Origin of the sequence: Acidocella sp. (assembly GCF_035535915.1) — a bacterium.
GTDB lineage: Bacteria > Pseudomonadota > Alphaproteobacteria > Acetobacterales > Acetobacteraceae > Acidocella.
In genome coordinates this window covers 12,444-30,848 of sequence record NZ_DATLPB010000108.1, presented here as the reverse complement: position 1 = coordinate 30,848, position 18,405 = coordinate 12,444, and the positions used below count along the sequence as shown (strand labels likewise).

Here is an 18,405-nt window from a genome sequence, read left to right as displayed (position 1 = left end):
GCGAAAGATTCCGTACGATGAGTTTAAAACTCATAAATTTTTTCTATAGAAAATTGAATCTGCTCCGGTTCTGGCTAGCCAAGGCAACCGCTAACGCAAACTGTATAGCGTGGCTGTGCACGATGGCCAAGGTCGGCTGCGAATGGGGTGAGGTCGTTCAAAGTGTCCGTGGCCACAAGACGCGGAGCGTGGCGGCCGTAAGTCTGCGAGCGATGGAGAATAGCAAGTGACCGCGTCGATGCCTATTCTTGAATCTGCTCTTTCGATCGCAGCTGCCGGCTGGCCGGTCTTTCCGTGCGGTGCGGATAAAGCGCCGGTTTGCGCCGGTGGATTGAAGGCAGCGACCACGGATCCGACCCGCATCAAATCGCTTTTTTCCATTTCAAAAACGGCGATGATCGGGATGAGAATGGGCAAACCATCAGGCTTGATCGCGGTCGATATCGACCCGCGGCATGGTGGCGAGAATTGGCTCGCAACACATCTCGCCGACCTGCCCGAGACCCGGATACACAGCACAATGAGCGGCGGCGTTCACCTCCTATTTCGGGCGCCCGATGTCGAGATCCGCAACAGCGCCAGCAAGATCGCGCCCGGCGTGGATGTGCGAGGCGAGGGGGGCTATATCATAGTCCCGCCGTCGCCGGGCTACAGCATCGAGAACCCCGACGTCGATATCGCTGATTTACCGGCTTGGCTTGAGGCCCTGTGTAAGCCCGCCCAGGCGCCTGCACCATCGGGGGCGGCGGACCGTCCGGCACGCCCAGCGGCCACCGTAGACGACGCAACGCCATACGGCCGGGCCGCGCTCGATAGCGCTTGCAACGAGATCCGCAACGCGCCGGACGGAGCCAAGCACGACACGATCAATCGCGTCGGATTCTCGATCGGTGGCATCGTCGGGGGCGGCGAACTGGCCGACGCCGAGGCGTTTTCGGCGCTCTCGTTGGCGCTCGCCGATCTTCGGCCGCGGTGCGCGGATTTCCGCGCCGCGGAACGGACCTTGCGCCGGTCCTATGACGAGGGCAGGGGCCGGCCGCGCGAGATCCCGGCAATGCAGCCCCAGTTGGTGGCGGATCTTTCGAACATCGCGCCGTTCCTGGCAAAGCACGCCGACGCCAACACGGCGCTACAGCGTGCCGCGACCTCGAAACCGCTACCGGTGAGCGACGAGATTATGAACGTCGACGGCGCCCTGAAAATGTTCGTCGATTACTGCAACGCGACTGCGATTTCGCCGCAACCGTTCCTGGCGCTCGCCGCCGGCATTACGGCGATCGGCGCGCTCGCCGGGCGCAAGTATCGCACGCCGACCAACTTGCGGAGCAACATCTACGCGGTTGGGGTGGCCGATTCTGGCGGCGGCAAGGATCACGCGCGCCAAAGGCTTAAGGATATTTTTGGTGCGGCCGGCTTAACGCAATACATGGGGGGCGAGGATATCGCGTCGGGAACCGCCATGATGACGGCGCTCGCTCGGCATCCGTGCATTTTGTTCCAAATCGACGAGTTCGGCGACTGGCTGGATGACGTGTTGGGGCCGAAATCGACGCCGCACCGTAAGCAAATCGCCCAGCGCTTAAAGACGCTTTATAGTGCCGCAGGCAATTTTGTCAGTGGCACTGAATATGCGGACCAGACCAAAATGGGACGACCGCGTGAGGATATCCAGCAGCCGCACGCGTGCATGTATGGAACCACGACGCCGCGGCAATTCTGGAAGGCGATCGCCGCCGGGTCGCTCGAAGATGGGTTGCTCGCCCGGTTCCTTATTTTCGTTACGCCGGAAAGCTACCCGGACAAGCAACGGCCGCCTCATATCGACCCACCGTCGGATCTGATCGAAGCGTTCAAGGCGATCGCCGAGGGCGCCGATGACGCGCCCGGCAGTGAGCTGGGCCAGCTCATGTTGGCGACAACGAAGCCGGAACCCGTCACCGTGCCGATGACGACCGAGGCCGTGGCGGCCTATGAGGCGCTTGATGATTGCCAGCTGCAACGCCAACGCAAGAGCGCCGGCACCTACGTCACTGCGATTGCTGGTCGACTGACCGAGAACGCGACAAAATTGGCGCTGGTCAAGGCAGTGTCGCGCAATCCGCGGGCACCGGTCATCACCGGTGCGGACATGGCCTGGGCGCGGACGCTGACCGAGCATTGCGTCGATACCCTGCTACGCGAAGCAAGCGAGAACGTGGCGGACACGCCATATGCGAAGAACATGCAGACCGCCTTGCGCCTGATCCGTAAGCATGGCCCGGCGACTGAATATGAACTCGTCCGAAAAGGATGGAGGATTCCCAGCCGCGAGCGAACGGAGATCTTAATGACGCTCGCGCAAAGCGGTGAAGTTATTGCCGTTAGAAAGGAGGGCGGGACCGGAAAGGGTGCTCCAGCAACTCGCTATTCGATAGGTGCTGCGTGATGCGAAAGGGGCAGAACAAAGGCCGTTATGGGTGGTCAGCTTTTTGTGGTGATTGTGGAGCTTATGTGAAAGTAGATGTTATAATACATCTTAAAAAATTATTTATTGCACTGCGGTTTTTTCTAAATGAAGTGCTATAAAATCTATTATAACTATTTTCACATACCCACTGATAGCTAAGGGTATTTCTTAGGCAAAGCCCTGTAAAAAAAATGCGTTGGGTGTTTGTAGTGATAATAGATTTTGTAAAATTTTTGGCTGACATCTGTCATTTTTTTTGGTCATATTAAGGATGTGGCAATCAAGAGTTTCGTGTGAATATAGAAATTGATATTGTACGCTACATTCTTAGGGTTCAATTAATGCAAAAAAGAATCAATTAAATTGAAAATTTGCAACGCATTGCGCTTGCCGCCTTCCTGACGAAAGGGGTAGCGATGCTGAATCGACTCTGTCAAAATAGAAATGGTGTTATGAAACTATCAACGGAATTGCTAAGTAGATCTGAAGCGGCAAACCGTGCGCGCGTAAAAGTCTGTTCGCTCGATCGCTACATCAAAGCCGGAACCGGGCCCGTTGTGACAAAGATCGGTGGCCGTATCTTTGTGATGACATCAGATTTAGAGGCTTGGATCAATAGCCGGCGAATGCCGAACCTAGTCGATTAACGCCGCCCCCTGCAACGCCGGATGGCGCTGCATCCCTTCGATGGAGTTTCAATTTATGAGTTCATTTTCTCATCTGGTCGGTTCATCGGCCAAGCCCGAAAAATCCAGCACCAAGAAAACCGCCAAAGAGGCGCATCGATCCTACGCGCATCTCAACAAAAGCATTCCGGCACTCCAGGCTGCGGCCGAACAGCGCCAGGTCATCGATCGGGCTTCTGCCGAGAAAGCCGCCGCGAAGAAACTGGCGACCCGGATGAACGCGGCGGCGAAGCGGGGCGTGAGATGAACCACAAAATTTTCGATTGGCCTGAATTTACGATGGGCCGCGTTTTTCGGAACCACGAGCTACCGGAGAGCCTAAAGGGTTACGGCGCGGTCATCGCCTTGTGTCTCAAAGGCTCTCGCGTGCCCAGCCTCAAGCGCAAAGGCGACGTTCATGTGATCGTCCGGTTTCGGGAAAACGACGCCATCGGGGGTCGGAGCTCGGTACTTGAAGCCGCCAAAGCGATCGAGGCAGGCGCGACGGCTTGGCTGACATTCCCCAGTGCATCGCAGGCTTTCGCCTACGTTCGTAAGGTCCTGGGTCACACCGCTATCTGCAATATCAACTGAAAGCTCAAATCCAATGAACAAACAGACCCTCCAAGCCCTCACCCCTGCGAATGATTCCAGCGCCGCTATCGAGGCGGCGTTGGGCAATGCCAGAACGGCAAAAGCCGATGCCCAGCGCCGCCAAGAACAGGCCCAAGAGCGGCTTGCCGGCGATCAATGGTCGTTGACCTCGGCCCAGCGTCGCGAGGCTTCCGACGCGGCGGAAGATGCGGCGCAGGACATTGCCCAGGTCGAACACATCGCCGGCGAACTTGCCGAGCGGCTCAAGGCGGCGCGGGTCTTGGAACAGCGCGCCGTTGCGGTCGAGCGCAAGGCCGATCTGGTCCGCCGGCGTGATCAGCACCTCGCCGAGTTTCCCGCGCGGTACGCTGCCCTGAAAGCCCAGATGCTCGAACTGATCGATGAATGCCGGGTAGTCGTTGGGGACATGAGCAAGTACAATAATGATGTGCTGCAATCGTTCCCTGATCTGGTCCTTGGGGGCGTCGATACCGCCGCTGAACCTATTGTCGAGACGAATTTTTGGAAGACCGCCGAAGAGAAACGCCAGGACTCGCAGCGCATCGCCGATCTAAATGCACAAAACCAACGCCTCGCTGAAGAAGCTCGTTGGCAGCGCGTCGCTGAACTTGAGCGCGTGAAAATCGAATATGCGCAACGTTCGCAAAGCGATCCGCTTGCCGCAGGTGTCTATGTGAACGGTATCCTTTCGCCACGTGGCGAAACCTGGCGGCGATAATTGAGGATGGCGGCATGCGAACAACATGCCGCCAGAATCCGCAGGGAACGCCGCTGACAGGGGTGGTTAGATTTTTGTTCTGTGTTGTGCGGCCGAACATATCAGCCATCCAGAGCCTACCCTAAATGCCCCCTCCCTGTATCGTTCCGGGGGGGGTAACGGGTCCTTGGCGTCTAAAATTTGACACGGGCATTGCCCGCGCCCGATGTAGCTCTAGCTGCATGCAAAAATCAAGGTTACCACTATGACAAAAATCCTATCACGCCGTGAGGCTGGCCGGGTTGCCGGCGTATCGCATCAAGCCATCAGCAAAGCGATCTTGCGAGGCGTTCTCTGTGAAGATTCAACCGGCGGTGTTGATCCGGTCGCCCTTGCGCGCTGGATGGCAACCCGGCGTCGTGGGCGTGGACGTGGAAACCTACCCGGCGGCGGCGTGACGGTTTCCACCCCGCCGGCGGTTGCCATTGGATCGGACGCGCCGTCGGCTGTGCGTGCGCTTGCCGCGATCGCGCGACGCTGGCCGGATGATTTCGCCACCGCGATTCTTCCGCACTTAAGCGACACGATGACTAAGGCGCTCTATGCCCGCGCGCGGACTGAATAACGGATCAAGACCCGTGCGACCTCATCAACATCAGGATCGCGCTCGATAGCGTCAGAATCCCGCGCCTCAGGCAGGGCTTCGCCATCCTCTAGGCATAATGCCAAATGACTGTTCAGAGCCTCGGACGCATTGGCGGTGGCTTCCTCGACCGTATCGCCGGCGCTGGTACACCCATCGACATCGGGGAAGAATACTCCGAATCCGTCCGAGCTGCGTTCGATAATTGCCACGTAAAATCTAATTATCATTTTTAATCCGATCTGTCCCTTAACGGCGGGTCAGTGCTATTTTGCCTCTTCTATTATCTGGGGCGCCGCCGACGTCTCTCGCTTATCGCTATGGTTCGGCGATGGCTAGGCCGCCTATCGTCCGCAGATTCGAGTCGAGTTGATCTTGGGCCTCCGTCAAATCAATCTGCCACGTCGCACCGCAAGCGGCGACGGCGGGACCAACCTGCCCGGGCATCAACGGTCCGTCGACGCCTTTACCAAATGGACCGTCCGTCTCCGTCAGCACGCGGTTCCGCGGCATCGCCGCAAGGAGCTGTCTACCCTTCAGACCACGCACCATCGCAGGCCCAACCGAGAACCAGCAACCTAATTTTACGGCGCGGTCCAGTTGCTTGCGGGTACCACTAAACCAGTGCAGCACCGAGATGCCGGCCTCGGGTTGCTGTTCGAGAACGTCGAGGACTTCGTCCGCCGCGCCTCGACTGTGGATGCTCATGACTCGCCCCCCTGCACGGGAGCAGGCCGTCAGGATGCGTTGTAAACAGCGGGTCTGAACCTCAAGATGGGCGCGGTGTTCCGGTCCGCCGTCCAGCCCGATCTCACCGACATAGCGTGCCTCCCCGACCAACGCCTCGAAGAGCGGAAGTTCGGTGTGGCGCTCGTGGGCGAGTTGCGGGTGGAAGCCCAAGGCGGTTCTAACCCTCGGAGCGTCAATCGCTAGCTTGAGCGTGCCGTGCCAAGCCCGCGGGCTCGTGGTGACGGAAAGAATGTAGTCGCCGCTATCTCGGCACCGCGCGGCATTTGCGTGGGGATCGGCGTATAGGTCTAGATGGCAGTGGAAGTCGATCAAACCTGAATCCCCGACGCCGTGAGAAAGTCCCTGAGTTCGATCAAGCCGCGGCTCACCACGTTTTCATACCTCGCGCGCATAGCAGCGTCCGCAGGCAGGGGGCCGGAAGCGCCTACTCTGGAGGATAACACGGGTGTACCTAGCAGATCTACGGCGCCCATTACCGCCAGTAGGTCACCTCGCTCTTCGCCATCCTGGCTTGCGAGAACATCTATGAGCTGGATACGCTCGTAACTTGGGGTCGGATCCGAAATCCCGGCGGCATGGAACGATGCCCGACGAATCAGGCACGGCAAACAGCGCCCACATTGCTGGTTGCGCCGCTTCCATTTGCCACACGAAACAGTCCCACCCGCCATCGCCCTAAATATGGGCATCGCCTTCCAGCGTTCGACCATTTCGCCCTTCGTATCAAACTCGTGCGGGTTCTTGATCGTCACTGCAACACCGAGGCCGTCGAAAATCTCCTGAACAAGGCGGAGATAGTTTGGATGCGTTGTGCGGGTGCTGAGCGACCCGATCCGACGGCTCGTCATGGGCGGGTTGAGCGCAATGAAGCCGTTTTCTGGCACATACAATGGTATCCTGCCAACCGGATCACTCGGCACCACGCTGGCACCAACAGCGGCAAGTGCAAGGAAGTCGAAGCTTCTACTCCGCATGGTGGTATCATGGCCTCCGGACCCAGGCCAATACGGACGCAGGTTGGCGGCGAAGCGCGGCAGATCAGGAAAGGCTCGCGAACGCACCAGCCGCTGCTTTGCATCGTCGCCACGGTAGGCATGACTCACTAGTAAGGGGTGTGCGCCATCTTGAACCAACTGCAATATGCCCAACGCGCTATCGAGCCCACCGGAGAATAGGGATATGCAATTCACGCCGCGGAGGTCAGTAAGGCTCCCGCGTCGCATCGGTGTCGGTGCCGGGACGCCGCCGGCTGAGAACTCGAACGACCAGCGATCCCCCGTCAGGAAACCAAGCGCTTTGGTCAAGCTTAGGGATACTTCAGCCCACGGTTCAGGATTCACCAAAGGAACCACGACGTGGAGGTTGCGCCCCCATCCGACATCGGAATGTCGATGCCGGCTCACGAAGGTATCAGCAGCAGTGACGCTAAGCGCCACCGTCAGCAGATCAAAGGCGGCAACGCTGGGTTTTCGTCCGAGCCTACGTACGGCCCGGAGGACGGGGCCGCCGATCCGCGGAGTGCCCACACTGGCCACGCCATTGTAAAGCACGGCGTTTACAGGGCCCCCCACGATGGTGGCTGGAGGCGATGCTACGTGCATAATTAGGTCAACCATCGTTTGCTTCCCAGCTTCTGAGCACGCCAGCCACGATCGCGACCTGAGCCATCGTCAATTGATCCCTGGACATGGATGTAATGCCCCGATTAACCAGCGGCTGAAGGTGATGGCCGACTTCCGCCCTGATTGTCTCACGGAGCGCGTTCTCCCTAGCCTGCTGCTGGACCGCGTCGTCGGCGCGGTCCCATCCCGGCCCAGCCTCAGACAGGATTTGTTGCAACACGCAGCTCTCGATGAATGCCGCGACGAGATTGACGTAGGTGTCGTCGTCGAACCCCTGGAAGGTCTCGACGTTGAAGTCAGGATCGTCCCGAAGCACCTCGTCGAGGGCCGCTCGCAGTGCCTCCTCGATTTTGGCGTCATCAGCATTGTCCGGGGTGAAGGCCCGGGCGATCGCCTCGATGACCGTGTTCAGATCAGCACCCCGCAATGACGCGAGGTCCACGCCAACGCTTGCCAATACGGCACCGATGCCGCCCGGACTATTGAACGCAGTGAACGCGCTCGCCCCGGCAGCCATCATAGAGGTCGTCCGGCGCGCTCCGGCGGCTGCGCCTCCACTTGCCGTCCTGGCAAAATGTCCCAGCGCAGCGCGCAGATTGCTGTCGTTGCCGCTCGCCGCGAATCTGCCGAGTTCGGTCCTAAATTGCCTGAAGCGCTGCGGATCGGCCGGCGGGGACGGCTCGGGATTACTAGGGTCGGCCCACGGCGGCACTAGCGGTGTACCTGGCCCGGAACCGGGATGGGGGGTGGACGTGCCCACGTGTCAGCTCGCCTTCGGTTCGAGCTGCCTCAAGAGGCTAACCACATAAGGGGGCGGCTTGGCGCCGAGCTTGTCTTCTAGAATGCCTCGAAGCTCCCTCCCGATGGCGGGATCCAGCTTGGCCAGCACCAGAGCGCCGTTGAGTTCTGGTGGCGGGCTGTTCCAATCGGCTTGCCGTCGCATTGCGGTCATCAATAGGCTGAATACGTCCGCACGCTCCGCCGGTGGGATGCCGGCTGCGATCTTATCGGCGGTTGGTGATGGGAGCCGTTTGACCATCGATAGGGCGCTCATGGCTTGACTGGCCTCCGCCGACAGGCCACGTCGCCGTCCGACCATCGCGATTGAGTCGCGGCTCAGAGCGCTAACGCCGCGCAAGTCCACGCCGGAGAGTTGGGGTTCCAGGCTGACCCACTCACTGAGGAAGCGCTCCTGCTCGGCGCCGTGCCATTCCTCTGGGCACCCGGCCTTGAAGTCCGCCTTGTCCGCCTCCTGCATTACCCGAATGCGGTCCGATGTTCCTCCGGGTGACGCCAGTACCTCCGAATAGAGGGATGCGGCCGCCCTGTCGCCCATACAGCGCTCGAACAAGGCGAGCTTGGTGATGATCGTTTCGTCGGCTTCCACCTTGCGCACCGCCGCAAGCTTGGCCCGAATCCGAACTGTGTTAAGCAGGCGCTTGATGATGCGCGGGTTGCCATTGACCGCGCTGGCGTTGGCAAGCAGTGGCGCCATGCGCTCAGCCAGCTCGAACGCTGCCAGGAGATCCTGCGGCGGCGGGTCGGACACGAACCTGGCTGCGGATGCGGCAGTTGGCGGATCGCCGTTCCACGATTGCTGCAGCATCAGGCGTATGCCGTTGCGCAAAACGTCGAGCTTGGCTGTCGGAACGTCCGGGTGGATTTCAGCAAATAACTGCATCAGGTAGCTCGTGATCTCCGGGATTCCGAGGCGGGGAACCCTAATTGGCACCTGGATCAACTTGTCCAGATAGTCGCGGACGTGCTCGCCCTCCATGCCGTCGAAATGCTTGCGCACTGAGTGGCGCACCATATCCTCGTCGGCTGCAATGCAGAACGCGCTGTTGCCCATGAACAGAAAGAGCCGGAGCGCCTCTAGGGTATGGATAACCTGTGCCGGGAGACACCGGTCCAGGTTGTCGATGAACACCACCAAGACCGCGTTCAGGTCGGCGAGCACCGCAGCGAACTCGGCTCGGAAAGCCTGAATCTCCTGGGGGGGCGTCATTTTTTCCTCGGCCCTCAATACACCGTCGAGGCGTTTCCTGCCCGCCTTTAGGCCATCCTGGATTTCGGCTACATCTTCTGCATCGGCGTCCCCCTGTACGATCCGGCTGATTGCGCCGAGCCCCTTCGAGACGGCGCCCAGCGTAGGCACGCCCGCCAACATTAGAGCGCCGTCAGCAGCGGCGCCGAGCGCACGCAGCTTGTCGACGCGTCGAAACAGGCTGAGCGCCTTCTCACCAACGGACTTCGGTTTGTTCTCGGCCTCGGTGACAAGGCAGGTGGCGATTGTCTCCATCAACGCCGCCCGAGCGTCGTCAAATCCCTGGTATAACCAGGCATCATAGTGGACCACGATGAAGCGGCGACGCGACGGCGATCCCGCACTGGCTTCCTGTGTGCCATCGATTTCCAGGGTGGCCGCCTGCAATTTTGTTTCAATTAGTTTCAGCATCGAGGACTTGCCGGTGCCCCAGCCACCGGAGATACCGATGGAAAGAGGTAACATGCGAGGATCGTCCAGCATATTTGCGACAACTTCGGCGAGTTCTCCGTAATTCAGTAGGTCGTCACCGGTCTCGACATCAGCCCACATTTGGAATGCCCTGGTTAGTCATTGTTATTACGAAGGCGGCGCAGTCTGAGCTGAGAGTACACACAACGGCGATTCTGTCGAGAGGCCGGGTGGAACGGCGAGCGCGACTGGCCATGATGTGTCGGGATTGCCCGGACCGCCTCATCCGGCGGGGGCTAGATTTAACAACTAGTTAAATGATACGCTGGTACGGCATGACAACCGAAAATGATGAGCAGGATAATTTCGAACCGGCTTGGCACATCCTCACGCTGGAAGAAGTTGAGGCAGTCAGAGCGTTCGTGAATCTGGCTAGAGTCAATAAGAATCGCCTGACTTCCCGCTGGCAGAAGGAGTTCGTCCGTGGAATTGGGAAAATTGTAAACTCCACTGGCGAAGTAAAGTTGAGCGTTCGTCAGATAAGTAGCATAGCCCGCATACATAAGAAGCTAGCTCCAAGATCTGGAGACCCCACAAAGGTAGCTATCGTGTCTGCAGCATTGGATTTGCTTGAGATGGAGATGTCCCGCATTGAAATCGAGATAACGCTACTTGAAAAATTGAAGGCGTTCCGACTGAGTCAGGTAAGAGAAAAGTTTGCCGCGGTTGAAGGTGGATGGGCGGTCGAGGATTTCGCTGAACGCCTTATGCAAACCTATTGGAATTTTCCGGATATTCGAGTTGATGATCTCTTGTCGTTGTTCGGCACAGGCATGAAATCCATCACGCAGATACCAGAACAATATAGACAAATCCCCAGTGGCTTTCACTGTGAAATGTGTCAATCAGAAATATACATTTCCTCTAGAAGCGCATCTTTTAAGTGTGTCTACGACCAGCGTAGTGGAGGCCCCAAGCGAGTGTGTGACTCGTGTCATTATGAGCAGCAAGAGTCATTGGAGTATTGTGCCGACGGCACGGTGCGGCACTATAGAGGCAGTTCCCTTATAGAAACTTACAATAAAAATTCGGGATATATGAAAACCAGACCGGAGAATGACAGCGAGAATATAGGCTGTTTTTTAGAGGCTGGTCCGTCTCCTTCACACCGCGAGAGAGAGCTCGCGCGGATGCCCTACGCTGACTACTTGCAGAGTGCCGAGTGGGCGGAGATTAGGCGTAAGGCCTATGCTCGTGCTGGATACAAGTGCCAAGTGTGCGGCAAACAAGACAAGCTTAATGTTCACCACAATAATTACCCGCCCAGAGGTACAGAATCGCCACGCGATCTTTTGGTCATGTGCGAATCGTGTCATCAAAAATTTCATGATGTCATCCCTATTGAGGCAGAGTGACTACTGATGGACTTCGATCAAAAACGGGTGTTGCAATGGACAGAAAAAAGTTCCTTGCGAGAGTTGCGGAGATTATGGGTTTCGGTTCCTGCCACGATATCGTGGTCCCTCAGAAACGAATGTCTGAAGATAATGGGATCCGCACCGGACGTGGTGGATAGAGAGTGGCAAATCAAGGGGGCTAGTTGCCCAATTCCTGGCTATGAGCGCCGGACTGGAATTGCCCCCGATACTCCGGCGGCGCACAAACAAGCTCACCTCCTCAATGATCCGGCGTTTCGCACCGGCAGCGTGGGCACGTATCTCGGCTGGTTAGACGATACCAGCGGGAGTACGATGATGAAGGTTACCGAACGGGGTCCGCTCGTGCCGGCTTGGTAGCCTTCGACGCGCGCGGCTTGCTGGGGGCCAGCTTGGCCGATTTGACGGCGAGGACCGTACAGACGAATCGAGCACCGTATGTCGCCGCCACATGCCGCACGATGATGAACTGCAGCAGCAGTGCAACGCAGTAAGTCAACACGGCTTCCCAGGATTTCACGAAAACAAACGATGCGACGCCCAGCCCGCCGAGGAACAGTGCTGAAAATCCTGCGTAATCGCGCATGAGGAGGAATTCACGATGAATGTGTTGTATCTCGGGAGCCGCCTCCTCCTCCTTGAATATGCGATACCAAAGTTTGTTTTCTGCTTCCGGCCCTTCGGGTAGCTTGTTGCCTAAAGACTTTTTCAGACAATCAAGGTCAATACGCGGATCGGCTGGCGCATGCTTGCTGAAGGCGCGATGTCCTGGCAGCGCCTGCGTCCATCGCAAGAACACCAATCGCGCCTTCACATCCGCGCTCAGCAGCCCATTGGCAACGGTTGTTACTATAAATGCGAAGCCAACAGGCAGGAGATTTGCCGCGGTTGTGAACAACCCCTTCCAGCCCGCTACAGAAATCGCACCAGATCTGACGACAGTATAAAATGCGCAAGCATTCAAAGCGATGGTCAGCCAAAGCTGCCAACGGTTTTGGTCCTTCAGAGATTTGGAGATGCCGCCCTTCGTCACGTGTATTCCTCAACCTTTGTATAGAAGGGCACGGCTTCTGCGCTGACATAGCCATCCCTTTTCGGAAAGCCTCCGTAATAGATTTTGCATTCGCCTTGGGTAGCGATGACTTTGGCACCACGGCGTTTGAAAGCATTCAATACGATACGGCGCGGATGCTGCTCGTCGTCCTTTGGCGCTGAGACGAAAGCCGTGAAGCGTGTCGGGTCGTTTTCCTGCTGCTTATTGCCGAGCAGGCGAGTCAGGATAGTCGGGCCCACATTTCGGCGGCTGCCGTGATGTGGAATTTGCACGAACGAAAACTTCTGCAGGGGCAGGTTTAACGCGTCTGCCTTATTTGCCGCCCATGTTAATCCTTTAATGCCGGCGTCACCTGTAAGAAGCACGTTGCCGTTCTCGAAGGAGCCGTGAAGTACGACACTCGATTCATTGCTGGCGCTTGTGGTGCCTCCGTCCTTTAGCCTCTCATTATCCCAGCTTTCGGTGGTCCAGCTCTGAAGTGCGGCTTTCGCCGCCTCAACGAGCTTCGTCATCACGCTTTCCTTACCTAACCACATATCGGCCGCCGCTATGGCCTCCTGATCGGGATCCGGTGTCTTATCAAACTGCGGCAGAAGGTAACGGTACTCTTCGTGACTTGGAGATAGGACTTTGAATGGCCCAACGCTGTAGCCTGAAAACGGATAGTACATCTTGCAACCTTTTGCCTGCGCAAGGTCAAAAATTTCAGCAATGATGTTGTATTCTTCTTTGATCTTCTTGTTCAGCCCGTCCTGCGTCCAGCGTTTGTCCTTGAACAGGGAGCGGGACTTCTCGGCGAGTAGCCAGGGCACGTGAAGCCAAAGATTCTGGACCTTGATCTCCTGTAAGACGGTGCGCAGACCGGACGCATGGTCGGCATCGGAATGAGTCAATACGACATGTTCGAGGACGGGGGGCGGCCCAAAATGCTTCTTGAGGTGAGCAACAATATTGTCGCCTGTCTCAGCGTGGCCGCCGTCGACCAGCATCAACTTATAGGCGTCGACTTCGCCATAACGAACGACGATAGCGTCGCCGGCCTTGGTATTCTCGCCAACGGCGAGGAATTCAATTTCACATTTCAACCGACCATCCTCCCTGATTGCCGCTAGCGCTCCGTTAGCGTTCCTATCGCACAGTATATTGGTGCAAGGCTAAAACAAGGGGCGGCTCATCGGCAAAGTGCATGGCGGCACCGTCGGACGGCAGCAAGGAATATCTCATTCGAGGGCCGGAGCGGGGAGGCGGATGGAAACGTGCCGCCGTCACGATGCGGAGCGCTTCGCCAGCCTGGAGCCGGTGCTGCGGCAGACCGAAAGAGCGCTCGATACGCCGGGGGCGCACAAGCAAGTTTGCCTTGCGTCGATGATCCGGCGATTCGCCTCGCCAAGGCAGACATCGCGCCAATGCGACCTGCATGAGACCGGCGGAAGGAGGAGTCCGGACGGCAGATCGATCTAAAATGACAAACGGCGCGGTCTAAAAAATAATCCTGAGGCCTGAAATAATTGTTGAAGTAAAACCACAAGGTGAGGTTGAATAAAAACACAGGGGCTACCTCTGGTAGTAACTGCCGTATCAACGCTTTGGAGACTAACAATATGACTCGGACTACGACTATGATGCTGTTGGCCAGCGTGTTGGGGCTGGTTCCGGTGATCAGCCAAGCCAAATCATTGAACTATAGCCAAACCTTTGTCTCTAAGACCGGGTTAGTTTGTTCTCGCCAGGTAATGGCCAGCTCGCGTGGATTGGACGGAAAAACTGTTTTTGCGTCCATCCCCTATGAAGACAAAAGGTTCATGATTTCTGGGTCTTTGACGGTCTCCAGTGGGCGCACCGTTGGCGTGCCTTATGTGACTTCGACCGCTTTGGATCGGGGCACGCCAGGAACTGCTTGGAAAAATTGCATGTTGGAGCATGGCGCTCCAGTACCGTAACCAACTGCAATGCAGAACGGGGCCGAAAGGCCCCGTTCTGCATGTGTATCAGGTGTGCATGCGGTAGTTTTAGGGACACATGGAGTGGGCGGCGGAAGGTGCGGCTGCTTTACGCTTCGGTGCGGACATTCGATGCGGCCGCGGTGCGGCGCCGAAGATCACTGAACTGCTCGCAAGCGAGACGTTCAGTTCGGAACCCGTTCACCTTCCAGGCTTGTAAAGCTTGCATCCCGCCCGCCTGTTTCGTGGGCGGCCTCACTTGTGCGTTTGCCGTCCTTATCATGTTCCAGGAGTCGCAGCTCACTAGAAGAGGCGTCACGCCGTGGTCGGGACCTTCTTAACGAATGGCGGGACCTCATAGCGACGAAGAACATCGGTCGTTGAAGGAGACGAATCCGATCCCGTTCTACAGCGTCCGGTATCAGATATACCGTACACATGCCGTATCGTTGGGAGGACAACGCGATAACTCATTGAAAAGATTGGCGTCCCGTAGGGGATTCGAACCCCTGTTACCGCCGTGAGAGGGCAGCGTCCTAGGCCTCTAGACGAACGGGACGAGGCGCGCTCCAGCTACGCTGCCGGGGGGGCGGCGTCAAGCCGGGGCGGCGTCGGTGATGAAAAAACCGGCGGAAATTCGGCCCTGCCAGCTTTCCGCCCGCAAATGTCCGGCCAGATGCAAGGGCGCGCCGCCGGCGCGGTCCAGCGCCGCGGCGAGGGGGCCTTCCTTGGCGCGGAACAGCAGCGCCTTCAGCCGGCCGCCGCCTTCGCCCTCTATCATGGCGCGGATCGTCGCGCCGTCCTTGCCGATCCGGTCGCTCTTCACCACCCGGACGCGCGGCAGCACGAAGAGCGGCTCGGCATTGCCGGTGCCGAAGGGGCCGAGCTGTGCGACCAGCTGCGCCAGGGCGACATCGGCGCCGGCCACCGCCAGCGTGCCTTCCAGGGTCAGCTCCGTGACCCCCGGCAGTGCCGCCGCCGCGGCCAGCCTTTCGTTCAGGAACGCATGCAGCTCCGACACCGCCTCCTGGGGCAGCGAGAAGCCCGCGGCCATCGGGTGGCCGCCGCCGGTGGTGAGCAGCCCGAGCTGGCGTGCGGCGATGACCGCGCCACCCAGATCCACCCCCGGGACCGAGCGCCCCGAGCCCTTCGCCAGCCCTTCGGAAATGCCCGCGACCAGCGCCGGGCGATTGAAGCGCTCCTTCACCCGCCCGGCGACGATGCCGACCACGCCGGGATGCCATCCCTCCGCCGCCAGCAGAATCACCGGATGACCGGCGGCCACCTGCGCCTCGGCCTGCGCCAGCGCCGCGGTCATGATCGCGGCTTCCACGTCCTGGCGCTGCCGGTTCACCTCGTCGAGCGCACGCGCCAGCGCGGCGGCGGTCTCAGCCTCGTCGGCCAGCAGCAGCCGCAGCCCCATATCGGCTTCGGCGATCCGGCCGGCGGCGTTGATGCGCGGCCCCAGCGCGAAGCCGCAATGCATGGCGGTCGGCGCCTCGCTGAGATTGGCGACGTCCAGCAGCGCGGCAATGCCCGGCCGTGCCCGCTTGGCCATCACGCGCAGCCCTTGCGTCACAAGCGCACGGTTCAACCCGGTCAGCGGCATCACGTCGCAGATCGTCGCCAAGGCCACCAGATCCAGCAGCTCGCGCAAATCAGGTTCCGCCTGGCTGGCGAAAAACCCCTGCTGCCGCAAAGCGCGCAACAGCGCGATACAGGCCAGAAACGCCACCGCGGTGGCGCAGATCATGGTGAGCCCGGAGCCGCAATCCAGCCGGTTCGGGTTCACCGTGGCGCGGATCGCGGCCGGCGGGCCTTCGGTCTTGTGATGGTCGAACACCAGGATGTCGGCGGCATTGTGCAGCGGCGCGAACGCCTGGTGCGCCCCCGTGCCGCAATCGACGCACACCAGCAGCGTGGCGCCTTGCTCGGTGAGGCCGCGCAACGCGTTGCTGTTCGGCCCGTAACCCTCCAGCAGCCGGTCCGGCACGTGGTGCACCACCCGGCAGCCGAGTTGGCGCAGCACCGTGACCATGAGGGCGGAACTGCAGGCGCCGTCCACATCATAGTCCCCGAACACGCCGACACATTCGCCGTTCAGCACCGCTTGCGCCAACCGTGCGGCGGCTTCGTCCATATCGGCCAGGCTGGACGGGTCGGGCAGCATGGCGCGCAGCGTCGGCGCGAGAAAGTCGGGCGCCTGCTCCAGGCTCACCCCGCGCGCGGCCAGCAGCCGCCCGATCAGTTCCGGGGCGCCGAGCCGTTGCGCGATGCCCTGGCCCAGCCGCGCCACGTCGCCGGGCCGCCACACCCAGCGACGGCCCGTCAGGCTCTGGGTTACGCCCAGCGCATGGTCGTCATTCATCATCGCTCCGATTGATCCGACCGGACCGATTCGCGGCAAGCGGCAAAAGAAAGCAGCCGCTTTTTGAAAAAAGCGGCGCAAAAACTTTTTTGAACTGGGCCCGTGCCGCTGACACAAGCACGGTCCAAATTAACAAAGTTTTTTTGCTACTTTTTGTTCACAAAAAGTAGCGCTTCCTTTCTTTGCTTAGCCTTCATGGCTTACGGGATCAGCTCGAAATGCATGGTCGCGTCGACCGTCACATGGTTGCTCTTCGTGCCGGGCGGGAAGGGCGGCAGCTGGTTCTGTTCGAACAGGCCAAGCCAGGCCTGGTCGAGGAAGGGGGAGCCGGAGCTGTTGAGCAGGCGCAGCCCGGTCACGTTGCCGTTGCGGTCGACGGTGAATTCGATCCGCACATTACCCTGCTGCTCCTGCTCCACAGCGGCTTGCGGGTAATATTTATGGTCGTTTACCCAGCGCGTCAGCTCGGCTTCCCAGTCTGCGCCGATATTGCCTTTGATCGTCACTTCCGGCGCGTTCACCGCCTGCGCGTCTGATTGCGGCAGGCTCAGGTTGAGCGCCTGGTGCGCGTGGGGGATCGGCGGCGCCGGGGGGGCGGGGCTGCCGTTGCCGAACGACATGTTGTTCATCACGAGATAGTGTTGCGGCGGGGTGCGGGGGTGCGGATGCGCCGGGGGGCGCTTCGGCTGCGGCATGGGCGGCGCCTCCGGCACGCTTTGCAGCGTCGCGAACGGTGCGCTCGGCACGTTCAGATTCACCTCGGGCTGCGCTTCGGCCGGTTGCGGCGGTGGGGGCGGGGGCGGTGGTGCCGGCGCGGCCGCCACGCTGCTGGGGCCCGGCCGTGGTGCCGGCGGCGCGGCGGTCTGTTGCGCGCCGCCATTTTCGAACACCACGGACACGCCGGGCGGCGTGGCTTGTTCCGGCGGCGGCGGCCGATGGCGGGAGAGCAGGAGGAACAACGCGATGAGCGCGAGATGCAGCAAAACCGCCGCAGCCCAGGCCGCCCGGATGGTCCAGGGGCGCCAGCGCCGCGGCGGCGGGGCGAGCCGCTCGCTCGCCGTTAAATCCAGTGTTGCGCTCAGCGCCGAATCAGTAAGGAGCGTAGTAGCCTGGCGGGGGCGCGTAATAGCCCGGCGCCGGGGCATAGTACCCGTAGCCCGGCCCCGCAGGCTGCTGAATCGACTCGCCATGACCCACCATGCATTGCGCATAGGCGACGTCATAGCTGCCTTGCAGCGAGTTTGCAGTAGCCTGGGTGTTGCCGCCGGCCACGGCGGCGCCGCCCAGCAGCCCGGCCCCGGCGCCGATCCCGGCTCCGGCACCGACATTGCCCGCCAGCGAGCCGAGCGCGGCGCCGGCGGCGGCGCCGATCAGCGTGCCGGCGGCCGCGGTGGCGACGGAATTGTTCTGCGTGTTCGCCGCGGTCTGGCCGGCTTCGGGGATGCGGGACTGCGCGTAATTGCGGCAGAGATCGTCATCCTGCTGGAACTGCGTGAAATTTTTGCCGGGGCCCGGCATGGCCACCACGGTCGGCCCGGAAGGCGGCGCCACGGTACAGGCGGCAAGGGCGAGCATCGGCAAGAGCGCCAGCCCATAACGTGTATCGAACTTCAGCGATGTCATAGTTACTCAGCTCCCGCAGGGCATATATTTGATCCCGTTGCAGGAGAATGTAGACAGCGAAAGGTTTCGCCGCAACGCGAGACGCGGC

The 18,405-nt window shown here is 59.8% G+C and carries 17 protein-coding genes and 1 tRNA gene; 7 read left to right on the top strand and 11 right to left on the bottom strand.

The window, feature by feature from the left end; genetic code table 11:
• Nucleotides 1-226: 226 nt before the first annotated feature.
• From VNC39_RS14150 to VNC39_RS14135, 4 genes are all read left to right on the top strand, one after another.
• Nucleotides 227-2,425, top strand: a complete 2,199-nt coding sequence (locus tag VNC39_RS14150; RefSeq protein ID WP_325400294.1) for a bifunctional DNA primase/polymerase — start codon at nucleotides 227-229, stop codon at nucleotides 2,423-2,425.
• Nucleotides 2,426-3,148: 723 nt separating this feature from the next.
• The gene (locus VNC39_RS14145) at nucleotides 3,149-3,379 is read left to right on the top strand and encodes a hypothetical protein (RefSeq protein ID WP_325400293.1); all 231 of its coding nucleotides are present in this window, start codon (nucleotides 3,149-3,151) and stop codon (nucleotides 3,377-3,379) included.
• Nucleotides 3,376-3,705: a hypothetical protein gene (locus VNC39_RS14140; RefSeq protein WP_325400292.1), complete on the top strand. Its 330-nt coding sequence runs from the start codon at nucleotides 3,376-3,378 to the stop codon at nucleotides 3,703-3,705. The genes VNC39_RS14145 and VNC39_RS14140 overlap by 4 nt, the downstream gene beginning before the upstream one ends.
• Before the next feature lie 13 nt (nucleotides 3,706-3,718).
• On the top strand, nucleotides 3,719-4,444 hold the full coding sequence (locus VNC39_RS14135; RefSeq protein ID WP_325400291.1) for a hypothetical protein: 726 nt from the start codon (nucleotides 3,719-3,721) through the stop codon (nucleotides 4,442-4,444).
• 579 nt (nucleotides 4,445-5,023) lie between these two features.
• On the opposite strand, the gene VNC39_RS14130 is transcribed toward VNC39_RS14135, so the two are convergent.
• From VNC39_RS14130 to VNC39_RS14110, 5 genes are all read right to left on the bottom strand, one after another.
• On the bottom strand, nucleotides 5,024-5,278 hold the full coding sequence (locus VNC39_RS14130; protein WP_325400290.1) for a type II toxin-antitoxin system HicB family antitoxin: 255 nt from the start codon (nucleotides 5,276-5,278) through the stop codon (nucleotides 5,024-5,026).
• A gap of 106 nt (nucleotides 5,279-5,384) precedes the next feature.
• Nucleotides 5,385-6,128, bottom strand: coding sequence for a Qat anti-phage system TatD family nuclease QatD (gene qatD, locus VNC39_RS14125; RefSeq protein ID WP_325400289.1), 744 nt, complete (start codon nucleotides 6,126-6,128; stop codon nucleotides 5,385-5,387).
• Nucleotides 6,125-7,432, bottom strand: a complete 1,308-nt coding sequence (gene qatC / locus VNC39_RS14120) for a Qat anti-phage system QueC-like protein QatC (protein ID WP_325400288.1) — start codon at nucleotides 7,430-7,432, stop codon at nucleotides 6,125-6,127. Before qatC ends, qatD begins: the two co-directional genes overlap by 4 nt.
• Nucleotides 7,425-7,958 carry a hypothetical protein gene (locus tag VNC39_RS14115; RefSeq protein WP_325400287.1) on the bottom strand — a complete coding sequence of 178 codons (534 nt, stop codon included), beginning with the start codon at nucleotides 7,956-7,958 and terminating at the stop codon, nucleotides 7,425-7,427. Before VNC39_RS14115 ends, qatC begins: the two co-directional genes overlap by 8 nt.
• Before the next feature lie 243 nt (nucleotides 7,959-8,201).
• Nucleotides 8,202-10,037 (bottom strand): KAP family P-loop NTPase fold protein, encoded by a 1,836-nt coding sequence (locus VNC39_RS14110; RefSeq protein ID WP_325400286.1) that lies wholly within the window; start codon nucleotides 10,035-10,037, stop codon nucleotides 8,202-8,204.
• 194 nt (nucleotides 10,038-10,231) lie between these two features.
• Here VNC39_RS14110 and VNC39_RS14105 point away from each other — a divergent pair, with 194 nt between their 5' ends.
• On the top strand, nucleotides 10,232-11,311 hold the full coding sequence (locus tag VNC39_RS14105) for an HNH endonuclease (RefSeq protein ID WP_325400285.1): 1,080 nt from the start codon (nucleotides 10,232-10,234) through the stop codon (nucleotides 11,309-11,311).
• A 346-nt stretch (nucleotides 11,312-11,657) separates the two neighbouring features.
• Here the strand turns inward: VNC39_RS14105 and VNC39_RS14100 are convergent, their stop codons facing one another.
• Nucleotides 11,658-12,365, bottom strand: coding sequence for a hypothetical protein (locus VNC39_RS14100; RefSeq protein ID WP_325400284.1), 708 nt, complete (start codon nucleotides 12,363-12,365; stop codon nucleotides 11,658-11,660).
• The gene (locus tag VNC39_RS14095; protein WP_325400283.1) at nucleotides 12,362-13,471 is read right to left on the bottom strand and encodes a ComEC/Rec2 family competence protein; all 1,110 of its coding nucleotides are present in this window, start codon (nucleotides 13,469-13,471) and stop codon (nucleotides 12,362-12,364) included. Before VNC39_RS14095 ends, VNC39_RS14100 begins: the two co-directional genes overlap by 4 nt.
• A gap of 163 nt (nucleotides 13,472-13,634) precedes the next feature.
• On the opposite strand from VNC39_RS14095, the gene VNC39_RS14090 reads away from it, so the two are divergent.
• Both VNC39_RS14090 and VNC39_RS14085 read left to right on the top strand, forming a co-directional pair.
• Nucleotides 13,635-13,847 (top strand): hypothetical protein, encoded by a 213-nt coding sequence (locus tag VNC39_RS14090; RefSeq protein ID WP_325400282.1) that lies wholly within the window; start codon nucleotides 13,635-13,637, stop codon nucleotides 13,845-13,847.
• A 158-nt stretch (nucleotides 13,848-14,005) separates the two neighbouring features.
• A complete protein-coding gene (locus VNC39_RS14085; protein ID WP_325400281.1) occupies nucleotides 14,006-14,326 on the top strand; it encodes a hypothetical protein in 321 nt (106 codons plus the stop codon).
• Nucleotides 14,327-14,809: 483 nt separating this feature from the next.
• Here VNC39_RS14085 and VNC39_RS14080 read toward each other — a convergent pair.
• The 4 genes from VNC39_RS14080 to VNC39_RS14065 all read right to left on the bottom strand — a co-directional run bounded on the left by VNC39_RS14080 (nucleotide 14,810) and on the right by VNC39_RS14065 (nucleotide 18,317).
• Nucleotides 14,810-14,885: transfer RNA gene (locus VNC39_RS14080), tRNA-Glu, on the bottom strand.
• Between the two features lie 36 nt (nucleotides 14,886-14,921).
• The gene (gene recJ / locus VNC39_RS14075) at nucleotides 14,922-16,694 is read right to left on the bottom strand and encodes a single-stranded-DNA-specific exonuclease RecJ (protein ID WP_325400280.1); all 1,773 of its coding nucleotides are present in this window, start codon (nucleotides 16,692-16,694) and stop codon (nucleotides 14,922-14,924) included.
• 200 nt (nucleotides 16,695-16,894) lie between these two features.
• On the bottom strand, nucleotides 16,895-17,839 hold the full coding sequence (locus VNC39_RS14070) for an energy transducer TonB (protein WP_325400279.1): 945 nt from the start codon (nucleotides 17,837-17,839) through the stop codon (nucleotides 16,895-16,897).
• Entirely contained in the window at nucleotides 17,784-18,317 is a 534-nt protein-coding gene (locus VNC39_RS14065) for a glycine zipper family protein (protein WP_325400278.1), read from the bottom strand. Before VNC39_RS14065 ends, VNC39_RS14070 begins: the two co-directional genes overlap by 56 nt.
• Nucleotides 18,318-18,405 lie beyond the last annotated feature (88 nt).